The organism is Georgenia sp. H159 (genome assembly GCF_035607575.1).
Lineage (GTDB): Bacteria > Actinomycetota > Actinomycetes > Actinomycetales > Actinomycetaceae > Oceanitalea.
On record NZ_JAYDZY010000007.1, the window covers coordinates 302592 to 327413 of the forward strand.

Here is a 24822-nt window from a genome sequence, read left to right on the forward strand (position 1 = left end):
TGGTCAGATCGAGGTCAAGGGAGGATCATGGGTTCATGGGACGCATCGTCGCGCTACCCGCGCGTGGTGAGGTCTTCGCCGACTCCCGAGGCGGAGGCCGGGTGCTGCGCGCCTCGTGGCACCACGAGGACGGCGTCGTCGTGCTCTCGCTGTGGCGCGACCAGGTGTGCACCGGCACCGTCCGGGTGGCCGCCGACGACGTCCCCGCGCTGATCGCCGCCCTGACCGACGGGCTGGCCCAGGGATATGCGCCGGGAGTGGCAGGGCTCGAGCGGTCCGGCTGAGGGACGCCGGCCGGAGGACCTATGGCCCTGGCGCGGCCGACGCGTCCGGCGAGACCATGGACGTGCGACCCCGGGGCCTCCCCGGCACCGGCCACGGCGCACGCCGCGATCGCGGACGGCGGGTCCATCCCGCCACGGCTGCTGAGGAGGTGGCCCGGTGGCTGTCCACCGGATGCCGACGACCGTCCTCGCCACGGGAGTGCGTGCCGTGCGCACCCGAGGTGGCCGTCGGGCCACCACCGCACCTGCACCGCCCGGAGGCACGCCACCCCGCTGGCCCCGACGGGTGGGCATCGTCGTCGGCGGCATGATGCTCGGCGGTGCCGCACTCAACACGGTCCTCGTCACCACCCGCCCGGAGGTCTACGCCGAGCTCGGGACGTGGTTCGTCGACCTGTCCCCGTGGAGCCTCGGGCCGCTCGAGGAGCTGTGGCGCCTGACGTTCGCGGAGCACCCGCGGGTGTGGGGCACCGTCGTCGGGGTCGGCTACGAGGCGACGGTCGGCGTGCTCGCGCTCTCCCACGACCCGCACAGGCGGCTGGTGGGGCTCGGTGGCGTCGCGCTCTTCAAGGTCGGCCTGCTCGCCATGGGCCTGTGGGGCTGGGCGCTGCCCTGGCTGGTGGTGCTCGTCCCCACGATCGTCGTCACCGCACGCGCCGCGCACGCGGACCGGGCACCGGTCGGTGGCACAGTAGGGGCGTGACCGACCGCGCTCCCGTGCTCCGCGTCGAGCGGCGCCCCGACGCCGCGGTGGACCCGTCGCGCTGGCCGGACTCCGTCCCCGCCGTCGCCCACCTGCTCGAGCACGGGCTCGAGGTGCCCGCGGGCGTCACCTTCCTCGTCGGGGAGAACGGGGCGGGCAAGTCCACGATCGTCGAGGCGGTGGCCGAGGCACTCGACATCCCCGCCGACGGCGGGTCGAGCGACCACCGCGGCGGCGCGGACCGACCGCCGAGCGGCGACGAGTCCGACCTCGGCGGACGCCTGCGCACGGTGCGGGACTCGGCCCTGGCGACGACGGCGTACGGGCGTGCGGGCTTCTTCCTGCGGGCGGAGACCATGCACCGCTTCGTCTCCTACCTCGCGGCGACGGGTGACCCCGGCGACGGCCCGCCGGTGTCCCACCCTCTCCACCAGGTGAGCCACGGCGAGTCCTTCGTCGAGATGCTCACGGGCACCTGGGTGCGGCGGGCAAGCGTCGTCCTCCTCGACGAGCCGGAGTCGGCCCTGTCCTTCACGACGTCCCTCGCCCTGGCCGACGTGCTGGCGCAGCTGGCGGCCGCCGGCAAGCACGTGCTGTGCGCCACCCACTCCCCGCTGCTCACCGCCCTGCCCGGGGCACGCATCCTCCAGCTCGACGACGCCGGCATCACCCAGGTCCCGTGGGAGGACCTGGAGATCGTGCGTCACTGGCAGGGCTTCCTCGAGGCGCCGGGACGCTACCTCCGCCACCTGCTGGACTGACGGTCGGCACCGCTGGGTCCGGTCAGCCCGCCGGATCGGCGGGAGCCTCCTCGGCCTCGGACCGGGGGACGACGGCGACGGGCACCGTCGCGCGCGTGAGCACGCCCTGGCTCACCGATCCGAGCAGCAGCCCCGCGAACCCGCCGAGCCCGCGAGTCGCCACGACGAGCATGCTCGCGTCGGCAGACTCCTCCACGAGCGCCGCGACGGGGTGCTCGCGGACCACCCGCAGCTCCACGCCGGGGTAGCGCTCCTCCACCATGGACCGGACGTCCGCGGTCACCTGCCGCGTCTGCTCGACCAGCTCCCCGTACCACGCGCCGGGAGGGACCCCCGGCGGGGACTCGACGTACTCCGACCGCACGACCCGGACGGGGGCACCGAGCGCACGGGCATGGCCCACCGCGAAACGAAGGGCCCCGACGGACTCGGCCGAGCCGTCCATCCCCACGACCACCGGCGCTGCCGGATCCACGCCCACCCCACGGACGACGACCACCGGGCACCCGGCGTGCATCGCCACCTGCTGGGACACCGACCCGATGACCAGGCCGGCGACACGGCCGTGGCCGCGAGCGCCGAGGACGAGCATCGCGGCGCCCTCCGACGCGGCGATGAGCTCGGGGGCCGCCGCGCCCACGCGGATCTCGGCCGTCACCTCGAGGTCGGGGCGCTCACTGCGGGCCGTGCGCACCGCCTCGTCGCGCACGTGCCCCGCAAGCTCCTCCGGGTCGGCCGTGAAGGACACGTACCCACCGATCACGGCCACGTGGACGAAGACGTGGACGACGTGAAGCGGGAGCTGGGTCCGTTCGGCCTCGGCCGCGGCCCACCGCAGGGCTGCGTCGGACAGCGGCGACCCGTCCACACCGACGACGATCGCGCCCGTGGGGCCGTAGGTCTGGGATCTCATCGTCCTCGCCTCCTCCCTCAGTGGTACCACGGGTGTCACCGCCGTCCCCGGGACCATCGGCCCACATCGACCGCCGGCCGGACTCACCCGGTGACGTCATCGAGGTAGTGCAGCACCTGGGCGGTCCAGGCTTGCGGGTCGGTGCGCAGCCCGGCCACGTGGTCGGCACCCGGCACGGTCCACACCGTGACGTTGTCCGGGGAGGCCGCCTGGATGTCGGCCGCGGCATGCTGCTCGTCGGGTACCGCCCCGGCCGTGATGAGCAGGACCGGTCGGGGTGCCGCCGCTGCCGCGGCCTGCCGCAGCGGCGGTGGCTGGTGCGCGGGACTGACGAGGTCGGCGACCGCCGTCCTCGCGTGCTCGAGCGCCTCCGTCACGGCCCCGCGCCAGCCGTAGACGTCGGACAGCCAGTGGAGGTCGCGCGCCGTCCGGGCGGTGACGCCCTCGGCGACGACGCCGCGGATGCGCTCGTCGGCGCCGGCCGCGCCGATCGCCTGCTCCCCGCCCATGGACAGCCCGACGACGGCGATCCGGTCAGCGTCGACGTCCTCGCGCCCGGTGAGGTAGTCCACCGCGGCCGTGACGTCGGCCTCCCCGTACCAGCCCCAGTCCATGCCCCGCCCGGTGCTGGCGCCGTGGCCACGCGGGTCGAGGGCGAGGACGTGGTAGCCGCCGTCGTGCAGCACGGCCAGGTGGTCGACGACGGCGTCGCGGGAGGAGCCGGCGCCGGGCAGCAGCACGACGGCGGCGCGTCCCCGCGCCGAGGCGAACCACCCGGCCAGCTCCACGCCGTCCACCGTGGGGACGATGACCTCGTCCGCGGCCACGGCGGGGCTGCGCTGGACGGGCGAGCGTGCCGGGACGGCCGCGGCCAGCGGCACCGCGAGGACGTAGCCGCCGGCGAGCACGGCGACGACCAGCGCGGGCGCGACCACCAGCCGCCACCAGCCCGGGGTGGCTCGCACGACACCGACCGTGCCCGCGAGGAGCGCACCGCCTCCCACGACGAGTGACACGAGCCCGACGACGTCACCGGCACGAACGCCCGGCTCGGCGAGGTGGGGCAGGCCCACGCCGAGGCTCACCGACGTGAGGGCCACCCCGAGGACGACGAGTCCGACCGCGTTCAGCGCGCGCCATCGCCGGCGGCCGTGGCCGATGGGGCGACCGGGCGCGGGCTCCGGGCGTCCGCGGCCGGCGTCCCTCGGGCCTCCGCCGGCGTCCATGACCGGCTCAGGAGGGCGTGCGCTCGGGACCGCCGGCGGACAGGGCGAGCAGTCGGCGCGCGACCAGCACCGCGAACACCGACCACGGGAGCAGGGAGGCGAGCGCGAGGACGAGCCCGAGTGTCCCGACGTTCGACGGCACCGCCATGAGCCCGGCGGCCACCAGGCCCCACACCGCGGTCGCGCGACTGAAGACGGTACTGCGGTACATGAGGACCGTGAGGATGAGCAGCGCGCCGAGGTTGAGGAGGTAGTAGAGGTCGAACGCCGTCCCCATCCAGGTGGCGAGCATGCCGTCACCCGTTGCGAGCAGCGCCGCCCGCTCCGCGCCGTCGGCGTCGGCGTAGGCCCGGGCGAGCGAGAGCATCTCGACGGGCCGGGGCGAGGCCAGGTACGCGGCCATCCCGAGCATCCCGAAGCTGAGCGCGAGGACGACGGCGGACCGGCTCACCCGCCACAGCGTGACGGCGAGGGCGAGGTAGAGCAGGTAGGCGAGCACGTTGCTCAGCGGGTACAGGGCGTCGAGGGCGAGCGTGCCGCGCAGCGGGTCGTCCACGAGGACGGCGAAGAACCCGGCCGTCGTCTCCGGCGGTGGCCACACGAGGTAGATGCCGATCTGGACGACGATGAGCACCACGCTCGCCAGGGCCGCCCACGCCCCCGTGCGCACCAGCCCCGACCACTCGGCGACGTCGTGGCGGAGCCGCGGTTCGACGACGGTGCTCATCGCTCCCCCGTCCGTCCGGTGGCCGTCGCGGGGCCGGGCGTCAGTCGGCGGTGCGGCCGGGGGCGGCGACCCGGTGGTGAACGCGACCGGCTCGGCACCGCCCTGGTCCAGCCGGAACGGCGGGTAGGCGTCGGTCATCAGACCGGCGTAGGCCGCGACGCGGAGCACCCACCGGTTGAGACCGAGCAGGAGGTCGTACAACCCCCGCGGGTACATGCCGGTGACGAGCAGCGTGCAGCCCACGACGAGCGCGAGCAGAGAGATCAGCCCGCCCTCCCACACCCACTGGATGCCCGCGACCTCGCGGGCAGCGCGGGCACCGAGGCCGATGAACAGGACGAGGACGAGGTAGTGCGGCAGCACGAGCAGCCACCACTTGACGAGCACGAGCCCGCGGGAGAGCCGCTCGGGGTAGTCCACCTCGAGGTGGGCCGGGTAGTCGGGGTCCTCGGCCAGGCTGAAGGGTGGGTACCGGTCGGTGCCGAGCGCACCGTAGGAGTAGTAGGCCACCCGCCAGCTCCAGCGCAGCACCCCGACGTTGACGTCGAAGATCGGGCGCGGGTAGCGGCCGGTGGCGACGATCGCCACCAGGGCCACGACGCTGAGCACGACGAACGCCGCCCACAGCAGTGCCAGGACGAGGACGTGCGGGATGACCAGGACCCACTTGACGAGCCACAGCCAGCGCGACGTCCGGTCAGGCTCCGGCCGGGCGTCGACGTGGACGGGGTAGGTGGGGACGGGGGCCACGGCGACGGTCGCCACTGGGGATCACCTTCTTCGGTGTCCCTCCAGCGTGTGCCCGTCCCCCCGGCCGGGCAAGGGACCATCGGCCCGGGCGGCGGGCACCGGCTCCCGGCGCGCGGCGTAGCGGCAGCTCGGCTGACCGCCCGGGCGGTCAGTCCTGCGTGGTGGCGTGCTCGGTGCCGCCGTGGTGTATGACGGTGTCCGGGCCGGGGAAGAGCAGCGACTCGACCCCCGTGTCCGACCACCGGACCACGTACGGCGGTCCGCCGTCCTCGCCTCGCGCGGCGACGACCTCGCCGTCCCGGGTGTGGCCACCGACCTTGGTGGAGTGGACGACGACGCGGTCTCCTGGTGCTGCCGACATGGTCAGCCTCCTCTGCGAGTCAGGGGCGAGGTGGGTCGCGAGAGGGCGTCGACCGACACCCTTCGCGCGTGTGCTCCTCGCCGTCGTGCCGTGGGTCCATTGTCGCCTTCCTCGGGAGCCCCTGTCACGAGGATGGTCGGGGCTTCAGCCCGCGTGGTGGGTACCCGCGGTCGTGGCTACGGTGCTGGTACCTCGAGTCGAAGGAGCAGGGATGAGCACCGACCACGACCGTGTCCGCGCCTCCACGTCCCAGGAGGTTCTCGAGCGGCTCGACGAGGAGCGGCTGCAGCGGGTCGCCTCATGTGTGGACGCCGCACCGGGCGAGATCGCCGAGCACCTGAGGAAGCTGGACCGCGAGTGGGACGTCGAACGAGTCCTCGAGGCCAACGCCTCCGCGCTCACCCTGCTCGGGCTGGCCCTGTCGGCGGTCCACTCACGCCGGTGGCTCGTGCTGTCCTCGGTGGTCCCGGCGTTCCTCCTCCAGCACGCGATCCAGGGCTGGTGCCCGCCGCTGACCGTGATCCGCCGGCTCGGGGTGCGCACCCGGCGGGAGATCGACGTCGAGCGGACGGCGCTCAAGGCCTTGCGTGGCGACTTCGCCGCCGGCGGCACCGGCGACGAGGACCGTGTCGTCGCGGCGCGTCGGGTGCTGGAGGCGGCCGCCGGCCGCTGACCGTGCCGACTACGGGTGCCGGCGGCGGCTCAGCGCCTCGCGCGCCTCGGCCATCTCGTCCCAGCCGATGGTCTCGGTGTCACGCTCGAGCGTCGTCTCCGGGCCCTTCCCGGCGAGCACCACCGTGTCCTGCGGGGCAGCCTCCGCGACAGCGTGCCGGATCGCCTCCCGTCGGTCACCGATGCTGCGGAAGTTCGTGCGTCCCGCCTCGCGGGCACCGCGCTCCATCTCCTGCAGGATCTCCTCCAGCGGCGTGTCCCGGTGGTCCTCCTCGGTGAAGACGGCGACGTCCGCCAGGCGCGTTGCGACCTCGCCGAGGGGCGCGCGCTTCGAGGGGTCGCGGGGTCCACCGGCGGAGCCCATGACCACCCACAGCCGTCCCTCGGTGGTCACCCGCACCGTCTCCAGCGCCTTCTCCAGGCTCGGCGGGGTGTGGGCGAAGTCGACGATGACGCGCGGGTCGCCGGCCACGTGCTCGGTCATCTCCATCCTGCCGGGGACGCCGGCGAACGTCGCCAGGCCGGCGACCAGCTCGGGCAGACCCACACCGACAGCGTGCGCGCCGGCCATCGCGGCCAGCGCGTTGGCGACGTTGAAGCGCCCGATCATCGGCAGCACGGCCGTGGTCTCGCCCGCCGGGGCGTGGACCGTGAACCGGAGGTCGTCGGTGCCCTCGACGACGTCGCTCGCCCACCAGTCGGCCGGTGCGCCGTCGGCGCTGTAGGTCACGTGCTCGGCGGCCATGGGCACGAGCCGCTCGGTCCACGGGTCGTCGAGGTTCAGCACGGCGTGGCGGGCGCGCTGGACGAGCAGCGCCTTGTCGGCGAAGTACTGCTCCATCGTCCCGTGGAAGTCGAGGTGCTCCCCGGTGAGGTTTGTCCAGATGGCGACGTCGAAGTCCACGCCGCGGACGCGGTCGAGCGCCAGCGCGTGGCTCGAGGCCTCGACGACGGCGTCGCTCGCGCCCGCGTCGACCATCTGCCGCAGGATCTGCTGGACCTGCGGCGCCTCCGGCGTCGTGAAGTGGGTGGGTGGCTGACGAAGCACGCCGTCGGGCAGCTCGTAGCCGATCGTCGAGAGGAGACCGGTGGGACGGCCGGCGGCGCGCAGCAGGTGCCGGGCGAGCGCCGACGTCGTCGTCTTGCCGTCGGTCCCGGTCACGCCGAGCACGGTGAGCTCGTGGCTGGGCCGGCCCGCGAGCACCGTGGCCGCGTCGGCCAGGGCGGCGCGGGCACCGGCGACGCGCAGGTACGGGACCGGGCAGGTCGCGCCGTCCGGCAGCCCCTCGCCCAGCACCGCCACGGCGCCCCGTGCCACCGCGTCGGCGATGAAGGTGTGCCCGTCGACGCGCGCGCCCCGGATCGCGACGAACACGTCGCCGGTCGTGGCCCAGTCCGCCTGGTGCGTCGCACCGCGGACCTCGATCGTGGCGTCCTCCTGGGCGGGAGGCTCGAGGTTCAGGGCGGCGGCGAGCTCGGCAAGTCTCATAGCTGCCAAGCGTAGGTCGACGACGGCGCAGGCCGCGCCGTCGTCGACCTGTCGTCAGCTCGCGGCAGCGAGCTCGTGGTCCGGAAGCTCGGGCTTGGTCCCCTCGAGGATGGCCGCGTGGACCATGGCGGCGACCTTCTCCTCGGTGAGGGCCAGCACGAGGGCCAGCTCGGCGACGAAGGGGCCGGTGGCGTCACGGAGCAGCTTCATCTCGCCGAAGGCGAGCCGCTTCTCCTCGTTGCGACGGGTGAGGTCCCGGATCAGGCCGGCGATCGTCCCGATCCGCCCCGACCGCAGACGCTCGGTGTCCGCCTTGATCCGGCGCGACCACACCTTCTCGTACGGGCTGCTCTCCGCGAGGAGCTCGGCGAAGATCTCGCGGACCTCCACGACGTCGACGGTCGCCCGCACCCCGATCTCCTCCGCGGCGTCGAGCGGCACCGCGACGGAAAGAAGCTCGTCGTGGTGCACGGCGAGCCGCAGGTAACGCTTACGTTCGTTTCGAATGACTCGGGTGAAAATCTTCTTGACCGTTGCCGGGCCGTGGTGCGGATGGACGACGACCTGACCAGTGGAGAAACTCAATGCGTGACCCTTCGCCGCGACAGAGCGCCACACCCAGCGTCCGCGGAAACCCGCCGACGACTGTCTCAGCCACGCGAACGAGCCCTTGACGGTGAAAGCCTGGTCGTCGAGCGGCACGAGGACACGGAGGAATTCGCAGCCACATCCGGTGAAAGCGCCCGACCTCCGCGAGCCAGCGTTTACCACCTTCTCACAAAATGCTCACCAAATCCAGCCCGTGGACTGCCTCACGTTTTAGCCGTGCGCATATCCCGGAAATGTGCCCCCACGGCGGTGCGGCGCCGCTACTGGCCCTTGACGTTGACGAGCTGGCGCAGCACGTGGTCGACGGCGACCAGGTCCGCGGCGTCGGCCATGACGACGTCGACGTCCTTGTATGCGTCCGGGATCTCGTCGATGAACGCCGGCAGGTCGCGGTACTCGATGCCCCTCATCCGACGGCGCAGGTCGGCCTGGGTGAAGGTCTTGCGGGCCTGGGTGCGTGAGTACGCGCGTCCCGCGCCGTGCGGCGCCGAGCACAGCGACATCTCCTGCCCCTTGCCGGTGACGACGTAGGACGCCGTACCCATCGAGCCGGGGATGAGGCCGCGGACGCCCTCGTGCGCGGCGATGGCCCCCTTGCGGGAGACGAGCCGCTCAGCGCCGAAGTGCCGCTCGACGGCGGTGTAGTTGTGGTGGCAGTTGACCTCCTCCACACGCCGGACCTCCCCACCCATGAACCGGCCGAGCTGGTCGACGACGCGGTCCATCATGACCTCGCGGTTGAGCCGCGCGAACTCCTGGGCCCAGTGCAGGTGCGCGAGGTAGGCGTGGTACTCGGCGTCGTCGACGGTGAGGTGGGCGAGGTTCCGGTCGGGCAGCTCGACGCCCCGGCGCGCGGTGCGCTCCTGCGCGGCCGCGATGTAACGACGGGCGATCTGGTTGCCCACTCCCCTGCTGCCCGAGTGGAGGAAGGTCCACACGGAGCCGCCCTCGTCGGCGGTCACCTCGATGAAGTGGTTCCCGCCGCCGAGGGAGCCGAGCTGGAGGCGCCAGTTCTTGGCGAAGGACTCGGGTGTGACGTCCTCCTCCCGGGCGAGCCGCTCGAGCTCGGCGACCGCCTCCGGGGCACGTCCCCAGACCTTGCGGTTGTAGTTTCCCGGGCTGAGCGGGACCGCGCGCTCGATCTGCTCGCGCAGCCCGGCCAGCCGCCGTCCCGCGGAGCGCAGCTGCTCGACCGTGTACTGGGTGCGGACCGCGACCATCCCACACCCGATGTCGACCCCGACCGCGGCGGGGATGACCGCACCCACGGTGGGGATCACCGAACCGACGGTCGCACCCATCCCCACGTGCGCGTCCGGCATGAGGGCCACGTGCGGGTCGACGATCGGCAGCTCGGCGGTGAGGCGTGCCTGGGCCAGGGCGTGGTCGTCGATGATCGACGCCCAGGAGTACAGCTTGTCGGTGATCCGCTCCATGGCAGCACCATGTCAGGTGGGCGGCGGTGCGGCACGGGGTCGCCCTCGTGCCGCACCGTGCCGCTACACGACGACGGCGAGCTTGCCCCGGACCTCCCCCGCGACGAGGCTCGCGATGGCCGCGGGCGCCTCCTCGAGCGGGTAGGCCCGCTCGAGCGTGGGCCGCAGCGCGCCGGTCGCGATGAGAGCAGAGAGGTCGTCGAGCGCGGCGGTGCGAACGGTGCCGACGAAAGTCGCCAGCCGCTGACGCACGAAGGGCGACACCGCGACGGCCCGCACCTGCCGCCCCATGCCGAGCACCCGCCCGCCGCCCTCCCCGCCGGTGACGACGGCCGTGCCGGTCGGGGTCAGCGCCCGCCGCAGGCGGGAGATCGAGGGGTTGCCGGCGATGTCGATGACGACGTCGTAACGCTCGGCTCCGTCGGCGAAGTCCTCGGTCCGGTAGTCGAGCACCCGCTCGGCCCCGAGCTCGCGGACGAACTCCGCCTTGGCGGCGCTCGCCACGCCCGTCACGTGGGCACCGGCCGAGACGGCGAGCTGGACCGCGTACGAACCCACGCCCCCGGCGGCCCCGGTGACGAGGACGCGCTGGCCCGGGCTCACCTTCCCGATGTCACGTACCGCCTTCAGCGCCGTGGCCGCCGAGACCGGGACCACGGCCGCCTGCTCGGCGCTGAGGCCCGCCGGCCTGCGCGCGAGCGAACGGACGGGAGCGGTCGCGTACTCGGCGAACGTGCCGGCCCCCGCGCCGAACACCTCGTCGCCGACGGCGAGGCCGGTGACGCCAGGGCCGAGGGCGACGACGGTGCCGGCGAGGTCGAGACCGAGCACGGGCTGCCGGGGGCGACGCAGCCCGAAGGCGAGCCGTCCGGCGTACGGCAGGCCCGTCATCAGGTGCCAGACGCCCCGGTCGACACCCGCGGCACCCACCTTGACGAGCACCTCGCCGTCACCGGCGACGGGCCGCGGCACGGTGGCCACCCGCACGACGCCGACGTCACCGTAGACGTCACGCACCGCCGCCCGCATGGTCGCCGTCGCGTCGTGCTGCGCCGGGGTCGTGTCCTGCTCGCGAACTGCCATCTGGGCTCCTGAGGCTCGGGGCCGCGCGGAGGGGCTGGCGACGCTGACGATGCGGTCCCTGGCCCAGGCGCTCGGCGTGAAGCCGATGTCGCTGTACCACCACGTGGCCAGCAAGGGCGAGATCCTCGACGGGATCATCGACCTCGTCTTCGCCGAGATCGAGCTGCCCGTAGCGGGCGAGGACTGGCGGGCCGAGATCACCCGACGGGCCCGGTCCGCCCGCGAGGTTCTGGCGCGCCACCCCTGGGCGATCGGGTTGCTGGAGTCCCGCTCGACGCCGGGCCCGGCGACCCTGCGCCACCACGACGCCGTGCTCGGGACGCTGCGCGGCGCCGGGCTGTCCGTGGCGATGACCGCCCACGCCTACGCGCTGCTCGACGCCTACGTGTACGGCTTCGCGGTCCAGGAGGCCGCGCTGCCCTTCGTGGGCAGGGACGGCGCCCAGGAGGTCACCGCCGCGATCGCGGCACGGTTCACGCCGGACCAGTACCCCCACCTCGTCGAGATCGCCACCGAGCACGTCATGCAGCCGGGCTACGACTTCGGCGAGGAGTTCGAGTTCGGCCTGGGTGTCATCCTGGACGCCCTCGAGGGCGCGGTGGTCACCGCGGAGCGCGGTCGTGCCACCAGCTGAGCGCCGCCCGAGCCGTGCCGACCTCGCCGCGGCGGCGGACCGCACGCTGCCGGCGGTCGTCGCGGCGGGCCTGCGGGTGCTCTTCTGCGGCATCAACCCCGGCCTGTACTCGGCGTGGACGGGCCACCACTTCGCGCGGCCGGGCAACCGCTTCTGGCCTGCGCTGCACCGTTCCGGGTTCACACCGCGTCAGCTCGCGCCCGCCGAGCAGGAGGAGCTGCTCCACTGGGGGCTGGGCGTGACGAACGTCGTCGAGCGCGCGTCGGCGGCGGCCGCCGAGCTCACCCCCACCGAGCTGAGGGAGGGTGGCCGCCGACTGGTCGCGGACGTGGCCGAGTACCGGCCGGCGTGGCTCGCCGTCCTCGGCGTCACCGCCTACCGCACGGCCTTCGACCGGCCCGCGGCCACCTTTGGCGAGCAGGAGGCGACGCTCGGACCGACCCGGGTGTGGGTGCTGCCCAACCCCAGCGGCCTCAACGCGCATTTCACGCCGACGGCGCTGGCGGAGAGCTTCGCCGCCCTCCGCCGCGCCGTCGAGGGCTGAGTCAGCCCGACTTGCGACGGAAGGTCCGCTTGCCCGCCGCCCCGTTGACCTGGCTGCCGTGGACCGAGCCGGTGTTCCGGTGGGACTCGTTCGCCAGGTGCTCGCGCTCCTTCTTGCGCTCCAGGGCCTCGCGCATCTTCTCCTTCGCCGTCTCTGCTGCGTCTGGCGTCTGCTGAGCCATGGTGGCCCCCGTTCTCGTGGCCGGATGTGTCCGGGCCAGCGTGCCCCGCCGGGTGCACCGATGGCCAGTGCTTAGTCCGCGAGCTCGGCGAGTCGTGTGCGTGTCTCCTCCACGGCCCGCTCCGCCGCGTCGGCTCGGTCCTCCGCGTCCTCCCGCTCCTCCCGAGCCGCGGCACGGTCCTCGTCCAGCCCGGCGAGCTCGTCCTCGCGCGTACCGAGCTCGCGCCGCAGCTCCTCGATCCGCGCCGCCACCCGCAACACCTCCGCCTCGACCCGCGCCAGCTCCTCCGTCGCCTCCTCGAGGTCCGTCCGCGCCTGCTCGGCGGCCCGCTCCCGCGCCCGCAGCTGACGCTCGACGCGGCGTCTCTCCCGGGCGACGTCACCGGAGGGTGCGGGCGCGTCGCGCTCCTCGCCGCGGCCGGCCGCCGCCCTGCCCGGTCCCGACGGCTCGGGCTCCACGCGACACGGACGGCGTGCAGCCGCATCGGGCCGGCGGGGCGGGGACGCGGCCGCGCCGTCGCGGGACGGGGACGCGACCGCGTCGTCGCGGGGCGGGGACGCGGCCGCGCCGTCGCCGGAGGAGGACGCAGCCGCGGCATCGCGACGGTGGCGGCGCGTGAGGCCGCCCTTCGACCAGACCACCTCGTCCGGCTCCCCGGCCGTGGCGGACCCGTGCACCTCCTCCTCGGGTGCCTCCGCCGTCCCGGGCTCCTCCCGGTCCCGCCGGGGTGCCGGCGCCGTCCGTCGTCGGGACCCGAGGTCGACGGGCGGGGCCGCGGGTGCGCCGTCGTCGTCCTCCTCCGCCGGGAACGCGCCGGGGACCGCGAGCGCGTCGGCGAGCGCCCCGGGGTCTCCGGGGTCCAGGGTGCGGACCAGCAGCAGGCTCCGGACGGCGCGCTCCGCGCCCGGGTCGATGACGACCGCCTGCCACGTCGCCTCGACCTGCTCCCGCGCGGCGGCGGAGAGCCCGACGTCGCGCTCGTCGGCGAGCCGGGCCGCGGTCCGGGTGGTGGCCGACGTCAGCTGGCGGCGGCGCTTTCCCAGAGCGCGCAGCTCGGCCGGGTCGGCGCGTGCCTGGGCGACCCGCAGCTCGGCGCCGAGCTCCCCGAGGGCGTCGAGCTCCTCGGGGTGCTGCCGGGCGACGGCGAGCACCGCCCACGCCGCGACCGAGGCCTTGGGCAGCGCCTTGACCCGGCGGGCGAGCTCACGGTCGCCGTCCCGGCGCGCCTCGGCGGCGCGGGCGTTGCGGGCGGTGACGAACTCGGCGGGCACGTGGGCGTAGAGCTCGCGCGCCACCGCCGCGAGCGCGCCGGGGTCTTCGACCGTGTCTGCCACGCCGGTAGCGTGGCACGATGGCCGACCTTGAGCACGTGACCGAGGACTGGCAACGGGCGCTCGCCGTCGTCGCGCACCCGGACGACATGGAGTTCGGGGCCGCGGCCGCCGTCGCGCGCTGGACCCGCCAGGGCAAGCACGTCGTGTACTGCCTCCTCACCTCCGGCGAGGCGGGCATCGACGGCATCCCGCCTGCGGAGACCGGCCCGCTGCGGGAGGCGGAGCAGCTCGAGTCCTGCCGGCTCGTCGGGGTGCACGACGTCGAGTTCCTCCATCAGCCCGACGGCGTCCTCCAGTACGGCCTGCACCTGCGGCGGCTGATCAGCGAGCAGGTCCGCCGCCACCGGCCGGACATCGTCATCACCAACAACGTCCGCGACACCTGGGAGGGCGGCGGGCTCAACCAGGCGGACCACGTCGCGACGGGCCGCGCCACCCTCGACGCCGTGCGGGACGCCGGGAACCGGTGGGTCTTCCCCGAGCAGCTCGGCGACGGCCGCGAGCCGTGGAACGGCGTCCGGCAGGTCTGGCTCCCGGGATCGCCGCTGGCCGCGCACGCCGTCGACGTCACCACGACCATGGACGACGGCGTCGCCTCCCTCCAGGCCCACCGCGCCTACCTCGACGGGCTGGGCTGGGACACGGACGTCGCCGGCTTCCTGCGGGAGTCGGCCCGCGCGACCGGCGAGCGCCTCGGCGTGCCGTACGCGACCGGCGTGGAGGTCCTCGACCTCGGGTGGTGACGTGACGCGGGGCGGCCGAGGTGCGCTGGGATGATGGCGCGGTGACCGCGTACTGGAACCACAACACGGCCTACCACCCGGAGATCACCAGGGCAGCGCGCGCCCGCGGAGGCAGGGTGCTCGACGTGGGCTGCGGTGAGGGACTGCTCCTCGAACGACTGTCGACCGCCGCGGACCAGGTGGTGGGCATCGACCCGGACGCGCACGCCGTCGGACGGGCACAGCAGCGCCTCGCCGGGGTGGCCGGCGCCCGGGTGGTGCGTGCGGGGCTCCTCGACGACGACGTGCCCGCGCTCGGCCGCTTCGACACCGTCACGTGCGTGGCGACCCTGCACCACCTCCCGCTCCGCCCGGCGCTCGAGCGGCTGCGAGGGCTCGTCGCCCCGGGAGGGCAGCTAATCGTCGTCGGGCTCGCGGCGAACCGCTCGGCCCTCGACTGGGTCGTGTCCGGCGCGCAGGTCCTGCCCGTGCGCGTGCTCGACGTCCTCCACCGGGCACGTGGCGACGTCGGGGTCGCGATGGCGGACCCCGTCGAGTCGGTCGCGGAGATCCGGGCGGCCGCGGCCGAGCTCCTCCCCGGCTCCCGGCTGCGCCGTCGCTGCTACTTCCGGTACACCCTCACCTTCAGCCGCTGAGTCGCGGCCCGACCTGCTCGGGGGTGAGGACGATGACGCACCGCCGCTCCCGTTCCATCGCGGCCCGGTACTCCTCCCAGCTCGGGTGCTCCCCCGCCGCGCGCCGGTAGTACTCGACGAGCAGGTCCATCGCGTCCGGCAGCGACACGATCTCGACGGGCCCGGTGAGCTGGGCCCAGCGGCCGAAGAACTCGTCGGTGATCTGGCAGAGCGAGGCTCGCGGCGTGCGCCGGAGGTTACGGACCTTGACGGCAGTCTCCCGCGTGCTGATGAGCACGCGCCCCGCGTCGTCGACCACCGCGAGGACCGGGGACTGCTGCGCGTCCCCGCTGCGCCGCCGCGTGGCGAGGACCCCGCGCGGGTTGTCGCGGACGAACTGGAGGGCTTCGGGGAGCTTCACCGGCGCCCCCGTCAGTCGGCGATCTCGGCGCCTGCGGTCTCGGCGTACTCCTCCGCCGTCAGCACTTCGCCCTCGTCGTCCACCTCGACGGTGAAGAGCCAGCCGCCGTCGAAGGGCTCGCGGTTGACGAGCGACGGGTCGTCGATCGCCTCCTGGTTGACCTCGACGACGGTGCCGGTCATCGGCGCGTAGAGGTCGGAGACGGACTTCGTCGACTCCACCTCGCCGCAGGTCTCCCCCGCCGTGATCTCCGCCCCGACGTCGGGCAGGTCGAGGTAGACGATGTCACCGAGGGCCTCGGTGGCCACGGTCGTGATGCCCACCCGCACGGGCGAGACGGAGTCGTCCACCCACTCGTGCTCGGCGGTGTACTTGAGGTCGGGACGGATGGTTGCCATGGGGGTCTCCTCGGGTTGGGTCAGGGACGACGGTAGAACGGGCGCTCGACGACGGTGAGGGGTTCGGACCTGCCGCGCACGTCGGCCTCCACGGCGGTGCCGACCTCCGCGGCTGCGACGTCGACCACGGCCAACGCGATCGGGTGGCCGAGGGTGGGGCTGGGCAGCCCCGACGTCACGACCCCGATCTCCTGCCCGTCGCGCAGCACCGGGCTGCCGGCGCGGGCCGCGCGGCGCCCCTCGCCCGCGAGCCCGACCAGCACGCGCCGGCCCGGCTCGCGGGCGACGTGGGCCTCGCGGATCCGCTCCAGCGCCGGGCGGCCGACGAAGTCGGCGGTCTTACGCCTGAGGCCGACGACGCCGCCGAACCCCACCGTGAACGGGTCCACCTCCCGGGTGAGCTCGTTGCCGTACAGCGGCATCGCCGCCTCGAGCCGCAGGGAGTCGCGGGCGGCCAGGCCGGCGGGCTCGAGGCCCGCGTCGGCGCCGGTCGCGAGGAGCTCGTGCCACAGCGCGACGGCGTCCGGGGCACGCAGCACGACCTCGAAGCCGTCCTCACCGGTGTACCCGGTGCGGGCGAGCAGCACGCGCACACCCGCCAGCGTCGTCCAGCGTGCCCGGTAGTAGCGCAGGTCCCCGACCGGCTCGGCCGCGAGCCCACCGACGATCTCCGCCGCCCGCGGACCCTGGACGGCGAGCAGCGCCGTCGCCTGGGTCGAGTCGGTGATCTCGACCGAGAAGCCCGTCGACCGCTCCGCCAGCTCCGCCAGGACGCCGGCCGTGTTCGCCGCGTTCGGCACCGTGAGGTACCGGTCCGGCTCGACCCGGTAGACGATGAGGTCGTCGATGATCCCGCCCTCGGGCGTGCACATCAGGGTGTACTTCGCCTGGCCCACCTCCAGCGTGGACAGGCTCCCGACGAAGGCGAAGTCGAGGAAGGCGCCGGCGTCCTCCCCGCTCACCCACACGGTGCCCATGTGGCTGAGGTCGAAGAGTCCGGCGGACTCGCGCACCGCCCGGTGCTCGGCCAGCTGGGAGCCGTACTGCAGCGGCATGAGCCAGCCCGCGAAGCTCGTCATCCGCGCGCCCAGCCTCTCGTGCTCGGCGCGCAGGGCGGTCACCTGGTCACTCATCACGCCTCCTCGAAGGCCTCGGCCGGCGGGCAGCTGCACATGAGGTTGCGGTCCCCGTAGGCGTTGTCGATGCGGCTCACCGGCGGGAAGTACTTGTCCTGCCTCAGCCCGGGCACCGGGAAGACGGCCTGGTCGCGGGAGTAGACACGGTGCCACGCGTCCGTGGCGACGTCCGCCGCCGGGTGCGGGGCGCGGCGCAGCGGGCTCTGGGCGACGTCCATCTCGCCGTCGAGCACCTGCTGGATCTCGCCGTGGATCGTCACCATCGCCTCGATGAAGCGGTCGAGCTCGGCGACGTCCTCGCTCTCGGTCGGCTCGACCATGAGCGTGCCCGCGACCGGGAAGGAGAGCGTGGGTGCGTGGAAGCCGAAGTCGATGAGCCGCTTGGCCACGTCCTCGGCGGTCACCTTCGAGCGCTTGGTGAGGTCGCGCAGGTCGAGGATGCACTCGTGGGCGACGAGGCCGTCGGTCCCGGTGTAGAGCACGGGGAAGTACGGGTCCAGCGCCCTGGCGACGTAGTTGGCCGACAGGAGTGCGGTCCGGGTCGCGGCCTCCAGCCCCTCGGCGCCCATGAGGGCGATGTAGGCCCAGGAGATGGGCAGCACCCCGGCCGAGCCGTACCGGGTCGCGGAGACCGGGACCGCGCCGTCGTCGTCGGCCGCCGCCGCGTCCCCCGGGAGGAAGGGGACGAGGTGCTCGCGCACCGCGACCGGACCGACGCCCGGCCCGCCGCCGCCGTGCGGGATGCAGAAGGTCTTGTGGAGGTTGAGGTGGGAGACGTCGCCGCCGAACTCGCCCGGCTGCGCCAGCCCGATCATCGCGTTGAGGTTCGCGCCGTCGATGTAGACCTGACCGCCCGCGGCGTGCACCGCCTCGCAGACCTCGCGCACCTCCGGGTCGAAGACGCCGTGGGTCGAGGGGTAGGTGAGCATGATCGCCGCGAGCTGCACCCCGTGCTGCTCGATCTTCGCGCGGAGGTCGGCGACGTCGATCGAGCCGTCGTCGGCGGTCCGCACGGTCACCACGCGCATGCCGGCGAGCACGGCCGAGGCCGCGTTGGTGCCGTGCGCCGAGGAGGGGATGAGGCACACGGTGCGCTCGTCCTCGCCACGGGAGCGGTGGTAGCCGCGGATCGCGAGCAAGCCGGCGAGCTCACCCTGGGAGCCGGCGTTCGGCTGGATGGACACGCGGTCGTAGCCGGTGATCTCCGCGAGCCAGGCCTCCAGCTCGGCGATGAGCTCGCGCCAGCCCTCGGTCTGGTGGTCCGGGGCGAGCGGGTGGATCGAGGCGAAGCCCGGCCAGAGCATCGCCTGCATCTCGGTGGCCGCGTTGAGCTTCATCGTGCACGAGCCGAGCGGGATCATCGTGCGGTCCAGCGCCAGGTCCCGGTCCCCCAGCCGCCGCAGATAGCGCATCATCTGCGTCTCGGAGCGGTGGGCGTGGAAGGTCGGGTGGGTAAGGAAGTCACTCGTCCTGCGCAGCTGCTCGGGGATCTCGTAGCCGCTCCCCGGCTCGGCCGACCCGACGCCGAAGGCGGCAAGGACCTCCGTGAGGTGGTCCGGCGTGGTCGTCTCGTCGCAGGAGATCCCGACACGATCCTCGTCGACGAGCCGCAGGTTGACACCCCGCCGCTCGGCCTCCTCGACGACGGCTGCCGCCCGCCCGGGGACGCGGGCGGTGACGGTGTCGAAGAACGCGTCGTGGAGCACCTCGACCCCACCCGCGGTGAGGCGCAGAGCAAGGGTGCGTGCCGCACCGTGCGCGTGGCGGGCGATCTCCCGCAGCCCCTCGGGCCCGTGGTAGACGGCGTACATGCCGGCGACGACGGCGAGCAGCGCCTGCGCCGTGCAGATGTTGGACGTCGCCTTCTCCCGGCGGATGTGCTGCTCGCGGGGCTGCAGGGCCAGCCGGAGCGCGGGGCGGCCGTCGCTGTCCTTGGACACGCCGACGAGCCGCCCGGGCAGCTGCCGCTCCAGACCCTCGCGGACCGCCATGAAGGCGGCGTGCGGACCGCCGAAGAACAGCGGGACACCGAAGCGCTGGGCCGAGCCGACGGCGACGTCGGCGCCCTGCTCCCCCGGCGGGGTGATGAGCGTGAGGGCGAGGAGGTCGGCGGCGACGGTGACGAGGGCGCCGCGCTCCTTGGCCTGAGCGATCAGCCCGGCGTGGTCGCGGACCTGCCCGGAGGTCCCGGGCTGCTGGAGGACGAGACCGGTGACGCCGTCGGGGAGGTCCGGCAGACCGTCGTCGAGGTCGGCGACGACGGTGGTGAGGCCGACGGCCTCGGCGCGCGCACGGGTGACGGCGATGGTCTGGGGGTGGAGCTCGTCGTCGAGGACGAACGTCGCGGCGGTGTCCTTCTTCTGCGCGCGCTGCATGAGGAGGACGGCCTCGGCGACCGCGGTGGCCTCGTCGAGCAGCGAGGCGTTGGCGACCGGCAGGCCGGTGAGGTCCGCGACGGCGGTCTGGAAGTTGAGCAGGCCCTCGAGCCGGCCCTGGGAGATCTCCGGCTGGTAGGGCGTGTAGGCGGTGTACCAGGCCGGGGACTCCAGCACGTTGCGCTGGATGACCTGCGGGGTGTGGGTGCCGTAGTACCCCTGGCCGATCATCTGGACGCGCCGGACGTTCGTCGCGGCGAGCTGCTGGAGACGGGCGAGCACCTCCGGCTCCGTGCGGGGCGCGGGGAGGTCGAGGACGCGGCGCTGGCGGATGCTCGGCGGTACCGACTCCAGCAGCGGGGTCCAGTCGGCGTGACCGAGGGACTCGAGCATCGCGGCGGCGTCCGACGCGCGCGGACCCATGTGACGGTCGGCGAACGTGGACTCGAGCGATGGCGCGGGGCGGGACGAGGACATGGACACGGCTCCAGGGTCGGTGCTGGGACTGTCCTCTCCGCTCTGTGGGGTGACCTGAGAGATTTCGCGAGCGTTGCTCGCTTGCACCGTCGGTGAGCGCAGACGCGCTGCTTTCCAGAGTTGCCTGATCGTGGCGGTGGGGGTGCCTGAGAGATTGCGGGAGGACTTGCTCCTTCGGCGCCCGCTCGAGGCGGGGCTCTCCCGCCACGGGTGAGCGGCGTATCGAGTTGTCCAGGTCACAGTACCCGAGAATCGGACACGTCCTGGCCCCGTCCAGAGGTGTGCGGTTCGCCGCAGATGGGTCCCTCCCGGCGCTTCCGTGGGATCCTGGGAGCAGATCCCCCGCCCCCGAGCTCAGGAAGACGATTGACTCTGCACGCCCCCACCCCCGCCCCCACCGCGCTGCAGCCGATGCGGCCGACCGCCGTGCTGCTCGACCTCGACGGCACGATCAGCGACTCGGGGCCGGTCATCACGGCCTCCATCGCCGAGACCCTCGCGCACTTCGGCTACCCCGCGCAGACGCCCGAGGAGCTGCTGCGCTTCGTCGGTCCGCCGATCCGGGACGGGTTCCGCACGTTCGTGGGCGTGCCCGAGGACGAGCTCGACGCCGTCGTCTCCGACTACCGCGACCGGTACAACGACCGGATGCTCCAGGCGCCCGTCTTCCCCGGGATGGCCGACCTCGTCCGCGAGCTCCACGCCCGCGGGGTCCCGCTGGCCCTGGCCACGTCCAAGCGCCAGTCGCTGGCCGTGGTCATCCTCAGGGACGCGGGGCTCGCGGAGTACTTCACCGTCATGTGCGGCGCCTCCGAGGACGAGTCGCGGGCCGTCAAGGCCGACATCGTCGCGGACGCCCTCGCCGGGCTGAGCGACGCCGGGGTGGACCTCGGGCGAGCGGTCATGGTCGGCGACCGCCACCACGACGTCGACGGCGCCGGCATCTACGGACTCCCGACGATCCTCGTCCGGTGGGGCTACGCCCGGCCCGGCGAGGAGGACGGCGCCCACGCCGTCGTCCACGAGGTGAGCGAGCTCGCCCAGCTGCTGAGCTGACCGGCCGGTCGGCTGCCTCCTCCGGGCGGCTCCCACGATCCACCCGGGCCTCAGACGGCAGCACCCTGCACCCGACCGGGTGCAGGGTGCTGCCGTCCGGGCGTTCGGTCAGCTGCCGACCCGCTGGTTGCTGCGGTGGATGTCGTCCGACATGCGCACCACGGCGAAGTAGAACTCGAGGGTCATGCGGAAGAACGCGAGGCTGATGACGAGCACGATCGGGCCCACGATCAGCGCCAGGACCCCGATGACAGGCTCGCTCGCGAAACCGGCGAAGACGAGGAACAGCCAGTACAGGCCCGAGAGGATCATCGTCGCCAGGTAGACCCAGCTGACGATCTTGGGCGTGATGAGCGTGTGGAAGCGCCAGTCGAACAGCGCCGCGAAGAAGTTCTTCGGCGACTCCCCGCCCGGGCCCTGGGGCACGCCGGTCGAGCCGTAGCCCCACTGCTGACCGCCCTGCGGGTAGGCGGGCGGGGGCGGAGGCATCTGCGGCTGACCCTGGGAGGGCTGCTCACCGTAGGGCGGCTGCGGAGGCTGGTACGGACCGGGCGGAGGGGTGCTCACGACACTGCCTTTCGAACTCAGGGGATCTGGGCAGGGCGAGGCTATCCGAGCCCGCGGAGCGCCCCTCGGACCGCCCCACCCGCGTCGGTGTGACCCCGGTCACCTCTCCGGATGCAGCGACCGGGACCCGGACCTACCGTCGAGAGGCGGCCACGTCCGTGGCTGGGAAGGGAGCACTTCACGCTCGTCTCCCGCTGAACCATCCGCACGCACCGAAGGGAAACGTCATGACCGACATCAGTGGTGAGACCGGGCACGTGACCGGTACCAAGGACAAGAACTACAACCTCATCTGGTACACCGAGGCGTGCCTCGACAACGCGCTGCGGCTCGAGCAGTTCATCGCCGACGCCGAGCGGGACGGCGACGCCGAGGTCGCCGACCTCTTCCGCAAGGCCCAGGCCGACAGTCAGAAGGGCGCGGAGATCGCCAAGAAGCTCCTCGTGGCCCGGCTGGGGCAGTGACCGCGGCACGACCCGGCCCGCTCGGGTTCGAGCCACGGCGGGTCATCGTCACGGGCGCCGACTCCGGCATCGGCAAGGCCAGCGCCGTCGCGCTCGCCTCGCCGGGCCGGGAGGTCGGGCTGACCTGGCACCAGGACCGCGACGGGGTGGAGCGCACCGCCGAGGAGGTCCGGGCAGCGGGCGCGACGGCGCACGTGCGCCGGCTCGACCTCACCGACCCCCAGACCGGTGGCGCCGTCGTCGACGACCTCGCCGAGGCGATGGGCGGGGTGGACGCACTCGTCATGTCCTCCGGCACCGGCAGCTCGACCCTGCTGCTCGACATGGCCTACACCGAGTGGCGGCACGTGGTGTCCGTCGACCTCGACGGTGCGTTCTGCTGCCTGCAGGCCGCCGCGAGGCACATGGTCGCGGGCGGGACGGGTGGCCGGATCGTGGCCATCACCAGCGTCCACGAGCACGCCCCACGCGTGGGCGCGGGCCCCTACTGCGCGGCCAAGGGCGGGCTCGGTCTGCTCGTCAAGGTCGCGGCCCTCGAGCTCGCCGAGCACGGCATCACCGTCAACGCCGTCGCACCGGGCGAGATCGCCACTCCCATGACCGGCCAGGAGGACGAGTCGGTCTTGGAGGACAAGGAGCGGTTCGGCATCCCCGTCGCCCGGCCCGGCGACGCCCGCGAGGTCGCCGCGACGGTCGCGTTCCTCTGCGGCCCCGAGGCCGGCTACGTCAACGGTGCGTCCTGGGCCGTGGACGGCGGGATGCTCCAGATGGGCCCGCAGGCCGGCTCCCACCTCACGAGCCACGACTGGCGCCGCCCCTAGCCCGTCCCGCCGCCCGTGCCGCGCTGCCCGGTGCCCCACTGGATCGACCATGCGGCCGCGTCGAACGGCTATGCCCTCGCGTGGCTGATCTGCGGGCGCTAGCGTCGGCGGGATGGATCTCCCGCTCCTGCCGCCGGTGGCACCGATGCTCGCGAAGTCCGTCAAGCAGGTCCCCGCGGGTGACTACCTCTACGAGCCCAAGTGGGACGGCTTCCGCGCGATCATCTTCCGCGACGGTGACGACGTCGAGATCGGCAGCCGCAACGAGCGGCCGATGACGCGCTACTTCCCCGAGCTGGTCGAGAGCCTGCGCGAGCAGCTTCCCGAGCGCTGCGTCGTCGACGGCGAGATCGTCATCGTGACCGGGGACCGCCTCGACTTCGAGGCCCTCCTCCAACGCATCCACCCTGCCGAGTCGCGGGTCCGGCGTCTCGCCGGGGAGACCCCCGCGTCCTTCGTCGCCTTCGACCTTCTCGCCCTCGGGGACGAGGACCTCACGGGCAAGCCGATGTCCGAGCGGCGCGCACGGCTGGAGGAGGTGCTCGACGGCGCACGGGGGCCGGTGCACCTCACCCAGGCCACCCGCGACACCGACCTCGCCACCCGGTGGCTCGACCTCTTCGAGGGGGCGGGGCTCGACGGCGTCGTCTCCAAGCCGCTCGACCTGCCCTACCAGCCGAACAAGCGGGTGATGCTCAAGACGAAGCACGAGCGCACCGCGGACTGCGTGCTCGCCGGCTTCCGGTGGCACAAGAGCGGCCCGGTGGTCGGCTCGCTGCTCCTCGGGCTGTACAACGACGCCGGGCGGCTCCAGCACGTCGGTGTCGCCTCCTCCTTCACGGCAAGGAGGCGGGAGGAGCTCGTCGCCGAGCTGGAGCCGCTGCGCGTCGTCGAGGGCGAGGAGCACCCGTGGGCCGACTGGGAGAACGCCGGCGCCCACGAGAAGAACCGTCTCCCGGGCGCGCAGAGCCGCTGGAGCGCCGGGAAGGACCTCTCCTTCGTGCCGCTGCGACCCGAGCGGGTCATCGAGGTCGCCTACGACCACATGGAGGGCACCCGCTTCCGCCACAGCGCCCAGTTCCGCCGCTGGCGCCCGGACCGCGAGCCCGCGTCCTGCACGTACGAGCAGCTCGAGGAGCCGGTGCGGTTCGACCTGTCCGACGTGCTGCGCTGAGACGGTCGGCAGGCACGGCTCACGGACGGTGCTCGTGGACGCAGGGCCGCCGTCAGTCCTGACTGAGGAAGTCCGACAGCAGGCGGTGAAAGTCGTCCGGGTGCTCGACCGCCGGCGCGTGCCCACACCGCCCGAGGACGTGCAGGCGGACGTCGGCGAGGAGGTCGAGCAGTGGCAGCACCGCGGGACGCAGCGGCGTGAGGCGGTCCTGAGCACCGTGGACGAGCAGGACGGGCGCGCGCACCGCCGCCAGCGTCTCCACCGACAGGGTGAGGTCCACGGCCCACCGTGCCCGGGGCGGCGGGAACAGTGTCGCGAACGCGGCCTCGCCGGCACGCATCGCTGCGGACCGGGCCGCGACCGCCGACTCCGTGACGAGTGACTGGTCCAGCACCAGGCGGCCCAGCATCTCCCGCGCACCGTCCTCGTGGGCGGGGGCGGCCCACACCGCGTCGAGCTCGGCCGACAGCGGTGCCCCCGGGGCACCCATGGTCGACACCGGGACGACGTGGGTGACCTGCTCGGGGCGCGCCGCCGCCAGCGCCAGGGCGACGGCACCGCCCATGGAGTGGCCGACGACGGCGTACGACGGGTGCCCGAGGGCGTCCATCAGCGCGGCGGCCTGCTCCGTCCACACCCCTAGCCCGCCCCGGGAGCGCGGAGGGAGCGGCGTCCCGCCGAACCCCGCCTGGTCGGGGGCCACCAGGTGCCAGGACCCCGCGAGCGCACGAATGGTCGCGGCCCAGGCTCCGGACCCGGTGGTCCCGGGCCCGGAGCCGTGCAGGAGCAGCACCGCCGGTCCGGTGCCGCCCTCGGTCACCCGGACTGGCGAGCCGTCGACGGAGACGGTGCGTTCCGCCGTCACCGGC

The 24822-nt window shown here is 73.7% G+C and carries 28 protein-coding genes and 1 riboswitch; of the genes, 12 read left to right on the top strand and 16 right to left on the bottom strand.

The window, feature by feature from the left end; translation table 11 throughout:
* The first annotated feature begins 35 nt into the window (after positions 1-35).
* The 3 genes from VR894_RS11990 (at position 36) to VR894_RS12000 (ending at position 1748) form a co-directional block, all read left to right on the top strand.
* Positions 36-284: a hypothetical protein gene (locus VR894_RS11990; RefSeq protein WP_324651832.1), complete on the top strand. Its 249-nt coding sequence runs from the start codon at positions 36-38 to the stop codon at positions 282-284.
* 157 nt (positions 285-441) lie between these two features.
* On the top strand, positions 442-987 hold the full coding sequence (locus tag VR894_RS11995; RefSeq protein WP_324651834.1) for a hypothetical protein: 546 nt from the start codon (positions 442-444) through the stop codon (positions 985-987).
* Positions 984-1748 carry an ATP-binding cassette domain-containing protein gene (locus VR894_RS12000; RefSeq protein ID WP_324651835.1) on the top strand — a complete coding sequence of 255 codons (765 nt, stop codon included), beginning with the start codon at positions 984-986 and terminating at the stop codon, positions 1746-1748. Before VR894_RS11995 ends, VR894_RS12000 begins: the two co-directional genes overlap by 4 nt.
* Before the next feature lie 22 nt (positions 1749-1770).
* Here VR894_RS12000 and VR894_RS12005 read toward each other — a convergent pair whose 3' ends face one another.
* The 4 genes from VR894_RS12005 to VR894_RS12020 form a co-directional block, all read right to left on the bottom strand.
* Positions 1771-2661, bottom strand: coding sequence for a universal stress protein (locus tag VR894_RS12005; protein ID WP_324651837.1), 891 nt, complete (start codon positions 2659-2661; stop codon positions 1771-1773).
* Positions 2662-2744: 83 nt separating this feature from the next.
* Positions 2745-3887, bottom strand: coding sequence for an alpha/beta hydrolase (locus VR894_RS12010; protein ID WP_324651838.1), 1143 nt, complete (start codon positions 3885-3887; stop codon positions 2745-2747).
* Positions 3888-3894: 7 nt separating this feature from the next.
* On the bottom strand, positions 3895-5379 hold the full coding sequence (locus VR894_RS12015; protein ID WP_324651839.1) for a DUF4389 domain-containing protein: 1485 nt from the start codon (positions 5377-5379) through the stop codon (positions 3895-3897).
* Positions 5380-5512: 133 nt separating this feature from the next.
* On the bottom strand, positions 5513-5725 hold the full coding sequence (locus VR894_RS12020) for a DUF1918 domain-containing protein (RefSeq protein WP_324651841.1): 213 nt from the start codon (positions 5723-5725) through the stop codon (positions 5513-5515).
* 211 nt (positions 5726-5936) lie between these two features.
* On the opposite strand from VR894_RS12020, the gene VR894_RS12025 reads away from it, so the two are divergent.
* Positions 5937-6398, top strand: coding sequence for a hypothetical protein (locus VR894_RS12025; protein WP_324651842.1), 462 nt, complete (start codon positions 5937-5939; stop codon positions 6396-6398).
* 9 nt (positions 6399-6407) lie between these two features.
* Here the strand turns inward: VR894_RS12025 and VR894_RS12030 are convergent, their stop codons facing one another.
* The 4 genes from VR894_RS12030 to VR894_RS12045 form a co-directional block, all read right to left on the bottom strand.
* A complete protein-coding gene (locus VR894_RS12030; RefSeq protein ID WP_324651843.1) occupies positions 6408-7886 on the bottom strand; it encodes a UDP-N-acetylmuramoyl-L-alanyl-D-glutamate--2,6-diaminopimelate ligase in 1479 nt (492 codons plus the stop codon).
* Between the two features lie 54 nt (positions 7887-7940).
* On the bottom strand, positions 7941-8471 hold the full coding sequence (locus tag VR894_RS12035) for a CarD family transcriptional regulator (RefSeq protein ID WP_324651844.1): 531 nt from the start codon (positions 8469-8471) through the stop codon (positions 7941-7943).
* Between the two features lie 284 nt (positions 8472-8755).
* Entirely contained in the window at positions 8756-9931 is a 1176-nt protein-coding gene (locus tag VR894_RS12040) for an RtcB family protein (protein ID WP_324651845.1), read from the bottom strand.
* Positions 9932-9994: 63 nt separating this feature from the next.
* Positions 9995-11014 (bottom strand): NAD(P)-dependent alcohol dehydrogenase, encoded by a 1020-nt coding sequence (locus VR894_RS12045; RefSeq protein ID WP_324651847.1) that lies wholly within the window; start codon positions 11012-11014, stop codon positions 9995-9997.
* An 85-nt stretch (positions 11015-11099) separates the two neighbouring features.
* On the opposite strand from VR894_RS12045, the gene VR894_RS12050 reads away from it, so the two are divergent.
* Together VR894_RS12050 and mug are read left to right on the top strand one after the other, a co-directional pair.
* On the top strand, positions 11100-11648 hold the full coding sequence (locus VR894_RS12050) for a TetR/AcrR family transcriptional regulator C-terminal domain-containing protein (RefSeq protein WP_324651968.1): 549 nt from the start codon (positions 11100-11102) through the stop codon (positions 11646-11648).
* Positions 11635-12192 (top strand): G/U mismatch-specific DNA glycosylase, encoded by a 558-nt coding sequence (gene mug / locus VR894_RS12055; protein WP_324651849.1) that lies wholly within the window; start codon positions 11635-11637, stop codon positions 12190-12192. Before VR894_RS12050 ends, mug begins: the two co-directional genes overlap by 14 nt.
* Position 12193: 1 nt before the next feature.
* Here the strand turns inward: mug and VR894_RS12060 are convergent, their stop codons facing one another.
* Complete coding sequence (locus VR894_RS12060) at positions 12194-12373, bottom strand: DUF5302 domain-containing protein (protein WP_324651850.1); 180 nt, start codon at positions 12371-12373, stop codon at positions 12194-12196.
* A gap of 71 nt (positions 12374-12444) precedes the next feature.
* Positions 12445-13707: a hypothetical protein gene (locus VR894_RS12065; RefSeq protein ID WP_324651852.1), complete on the bottom strand. Its 1263-nt coding sequence runs from the start codon at positions 13705-13707 to the stop codon at positions 12445-12447.
* Positions 13708-13724: 17 nt separating this feature from the next.
* On the opposite strand from VR894_RS12065, the gene VR894_RS12070 reads away from it, so the two are divergent.
* Together VR894_RS12070 and VR894_RS12075 are read left to right on the top strand one after the other, a co-directional pair.
* On the top strand, positions 13725-14450 hold the full coding sequence (locus tag VR894_RS12070) for a PIG-L deacetylase family protein (protein ID WP_324651854.1): 726 nt from the start codon (positions 13725-13727) through the stop codon (positions 14448-14450).
* 41 nt (positions 14451-14491) lie between these two features.
* On the top strand, positions 14492-15085 hold the full coding sequence (locus VR894_RS12075) for a class I SAM-dependent methyltransferase (protein ID WP_324651856.1): 594 nt from the start codon (positions 14492-14494) through the stop codon (positions 15083-15085).
* Here the strand turns inward: VR894_RS12075 and VR894_RS12080 are convergent.
* From VR894_RS12080 to gcvP, 4 genes are read right to left on the bottom strand one after another with little or no spacing between them, the layout of a single operon-like run.
* Positions 15075-15485: a PPOX class F420-dependent oxidoreductase gene (locus VR894_RS12080; protein WP_324651857.1), complete on the bottom strand. Its 411-nt coding sequence runs from the start codon at positions 15483-15485 to the stop codon at positions 15075-15077. The genes VR894_RS12075 and VR894_RS12080 overlap by 11 nt on opposite strands.
* Positions 15486-15496: 11 nt before the next feature.
* Positions 15497-15883, bottom strand: coding sequence for a glycine cleavage system protein GcvH (gcvH, locus tag VR894_RS12085; protein WP_324651858.1), 387 nt, complete (start codon positions 15881-15883; stop codon positions 15497-15499).
* A gap of 20 nt (positions 15884-15903) precedes the next feature.
* Positions 15904-17016 carry a glycine cleavage system aminomethyltransferase GcvT gene (gene gcvT / locus VR894_RS12090; protein WP_324651860.1) on the bottom strand — a complete coding sequence of 371 codons (1113 nt, stop codon included), beginning with the start codon at positions 17014-17016 and terminating at the stop codon, positions 15904-15906.
* On the bottom strand, positions 17016-19871 hold the full coding sequence (gene gcvP, locus VR894_RS12095; RefSeq protein WP_324651970.1) for an aminomethyl-transferring glycine dehydrogenase: 2856 nt from the start codon (positions 19869-19871) through the stop codon (positions 17016-17018). The genes gcvT and gcvP overlap by 1 nt, the downstream gene beginning before the upstream one ends.
* A 124-nt stretch (positions 19872-19995) precedes the next feature.
* Positions 19996-20085: riboswitch (glycine riboswitch) on the bottom strand.
* Between the two features lie 152 nt (positions 20086-20237).
* Between gcvP and VR894_RS12100 the strand changes: the two genes are divergently transcribed.
* Positions 20238-20927: an HAD hydrolase-like protein gene (locus VR894_RS12100; RefSeq protein WP_324651862.1), complete on the top strand. Its 690-nt coding sequence runs from the start codon at positions 20238-20240 to the stop codon at positions 20925-20927.
* Between the two features lie 108 nt (positions 20928-21035).
* Here VR894_RS12100 and VR894_RS12105 read toward each other — a convergent pair whose 3' ends face one another.
* Positions 21036-21494 carry a DUF4282 domain-containing protein gene (locus tag VR894_RS12105; RefSeq protein WP_324651863.1) on the bottom strand — a complete coding sequence of 153 codons (459 nt, stop codon included), beginning with the start codon at positions 21492-21494 and terminating at the stop codon, positions 21036-21038.
* A gap of 227 nt (positions 21495-21721) precedes the next feature.
* Between VR894_RS12105 and VR894_RS12110 the strand changes: the two genes are divergently transcribed.
* The 3 genes from VR894_RS12110 to VR894_RS12120 all read left to right on the top strand — a co-directional run bounded on the left by VR894_RS12110 (position 21722) and on the right by VR894_RS12120 (position 23953).
* Positions 21722-21958, top strand: coding sequence for a hypothetical protein (locus tag VR894_RS12110; protein ID WP_324651865.1), 237 nt, complete (start codon positions 21722-21724; stop codon positions 21956-21958).
* Positions 21955-22779 carry an SDR family oxidoreductase gene (locus VR894_RS12115; RefSeq protein ID WP_324651866.1) on the top strand — a complete coding sequence of 275 codons (825 nt, stop codon included), beginning with the start codon at positions 21955-21957 and terminating at the stop codon, positions 22777-22779. Before VR894_RS12110 ends, VR894_RS12115 begins: the two co-directional genes overlap by 4 nt.
* A 112-nt stretch (positions 22780-22891) precedes the next feature.
* Positions 22892-23953, top strand: coding sequence for an ATP-dependent DNA ligase (locus VR894_RS12120; RefSeq protein WP_324651868.1), 1062 nt, complete (start codon positions 22892-22894; stop codon positions 23951-23953).
* Positions 23954-24005: 52 nt separating this feature from the next.
* Here VR894_RS12120 and VR894_RS12125 read toward each other — a convergent pair whose 3' ends face one another.
* The gene (locus VR894_RS12125; protein WP_324651869.1) at positions 24006-24818 is read right to left on the bottom strand and encodes an alpha/beta hydrolase; all 813 of its coding nucleotides are present in this window, start codon (positions 24816-24818) and stop codon (positions 24006-24008) included.
* Positions 24819-24822 lie beyond the last annotated feature (4 nt).

What these genes read in the sequence shown, in the direction of transcription:
- VR894_RS12020 (WP_324651841.1), bottom strand. Translation starts at nt 5,725, where the DNA reads ATGTCGGCAGCACCAGGAGACCGCGTCGTCGTCCACTCCACCAAGGTC.
- VR894_RS12060 (WP_324651850.1), bottom strand. Translation starts at nt 12,373, where the DNA reads ATGGCTCAGCAGACGCCAGACGCAGCAGAGACGGCGAAGGAGAAGATG.
- VR894_RS12045 (WP_324651847.1), bottom strand. Translation starts at nt 11,014, where the DNA reads ATGGCAGTTCGCGAGCAGGACACGACCCCGGCGCAGCACGACGCGACG.
- VR894_RS12070 (WP_324651854.1), top strand. Translation starts at nt 13,725, where the DNA reads ATGGCCGACCTTGAGCACGTGACCGAGGACTGGCAACGGGCGCTCGCC.
- VR894_RS12010 (WP_324651838.1), bottom strand. Translation starts at nt 3,887, where the DNA reads ATGGACGCCGGCGGAGGCCCGAGGGACGCCGGCCGCGGACGCCCGGAG.
- gcvP (WP_324651970.1), bottom strand. Translation starts at nt 19,871, where the DNA reads ATGTCCTCGTCCCGCCCCGCGCCATCGCTCGAGTCCACGTTCGCCGAC.
- VR894_RS11990 (WP_324651832.1), top strand. Translation starts at nt 36, where the DNA reads ATGGGACGCATCGTCGCGCTACCCGCGCGTGGTGAGGTCTTCGCCGAC.
- VR894_RS12025 (WP_324651842.1), top strand. Translation starts at nt 5,937, where the DNA reads ATGAGCACCGACCACGACCGTGTCCGCGCCTCCACGTCCCAGGAGGTT.
- VR894_RS12040 (WP_324651845.1), bottom strand. Translation starts at nt 9,931, where the DNA reads ATGGAGCGGATCACCGACAAGCTGTACTCCTGGGCGTCGATCATCGAC.
- VR894_RS12050 (WP_324651968.1), top strand. Translation starts at nt 11,100, where the DNA reads ATGTCGCTGTACCACCACGTGGCCAGCAAGGGCGAGATCCTCGACGGG.
- VR894_RS12110 (WP_324651865.1), top strand. Translation starts at nt 21,722, where the DNA reads ATGACCGACATCAGTGGTGAGACCGGGCACGTGACCGGTACCAAGGAC.
- VR894_RS12030 (WP_324651843.1), bottom strand. Translation starts at nt 7,886, where the DNA reads ATGAGACTTGCCGAGCTCGCCGCCGCCCTGAACCTCGAGCCTCCCGCC.
- gcvH (WP_324651858.1), bottom strand. Translation starts at nt 15,883, where the DNA reads ATGGCAACCATCCGTCCCGACCTCAAGTACACCGCCGAGCACGAGTGG.
- gcvT (WP_324651860.1), bottom strand. Translation starts at nt 17,016, where the DNA reads ATGAGTGACCAGGTGACCGCCCTGCGCGCCGAGCACGAGAGGCTGGGC.
- VR894_RS12005 (WP_324651837.1), bottom strand. Translation starts at nt 2,661, where the DNA reads ATGAGATCCCAGACCTACGGCCCCACGGGCGCGATCGTCGTCGGTGTG.
- VR894_RS12120 (WP_324651868.1), top strand. Translation starts at nt 22,892, where the DNA reads ATGGATCTCCCGCTCCTGCCGCCGGTGGCACCGATGCTCGCGAAGTCC.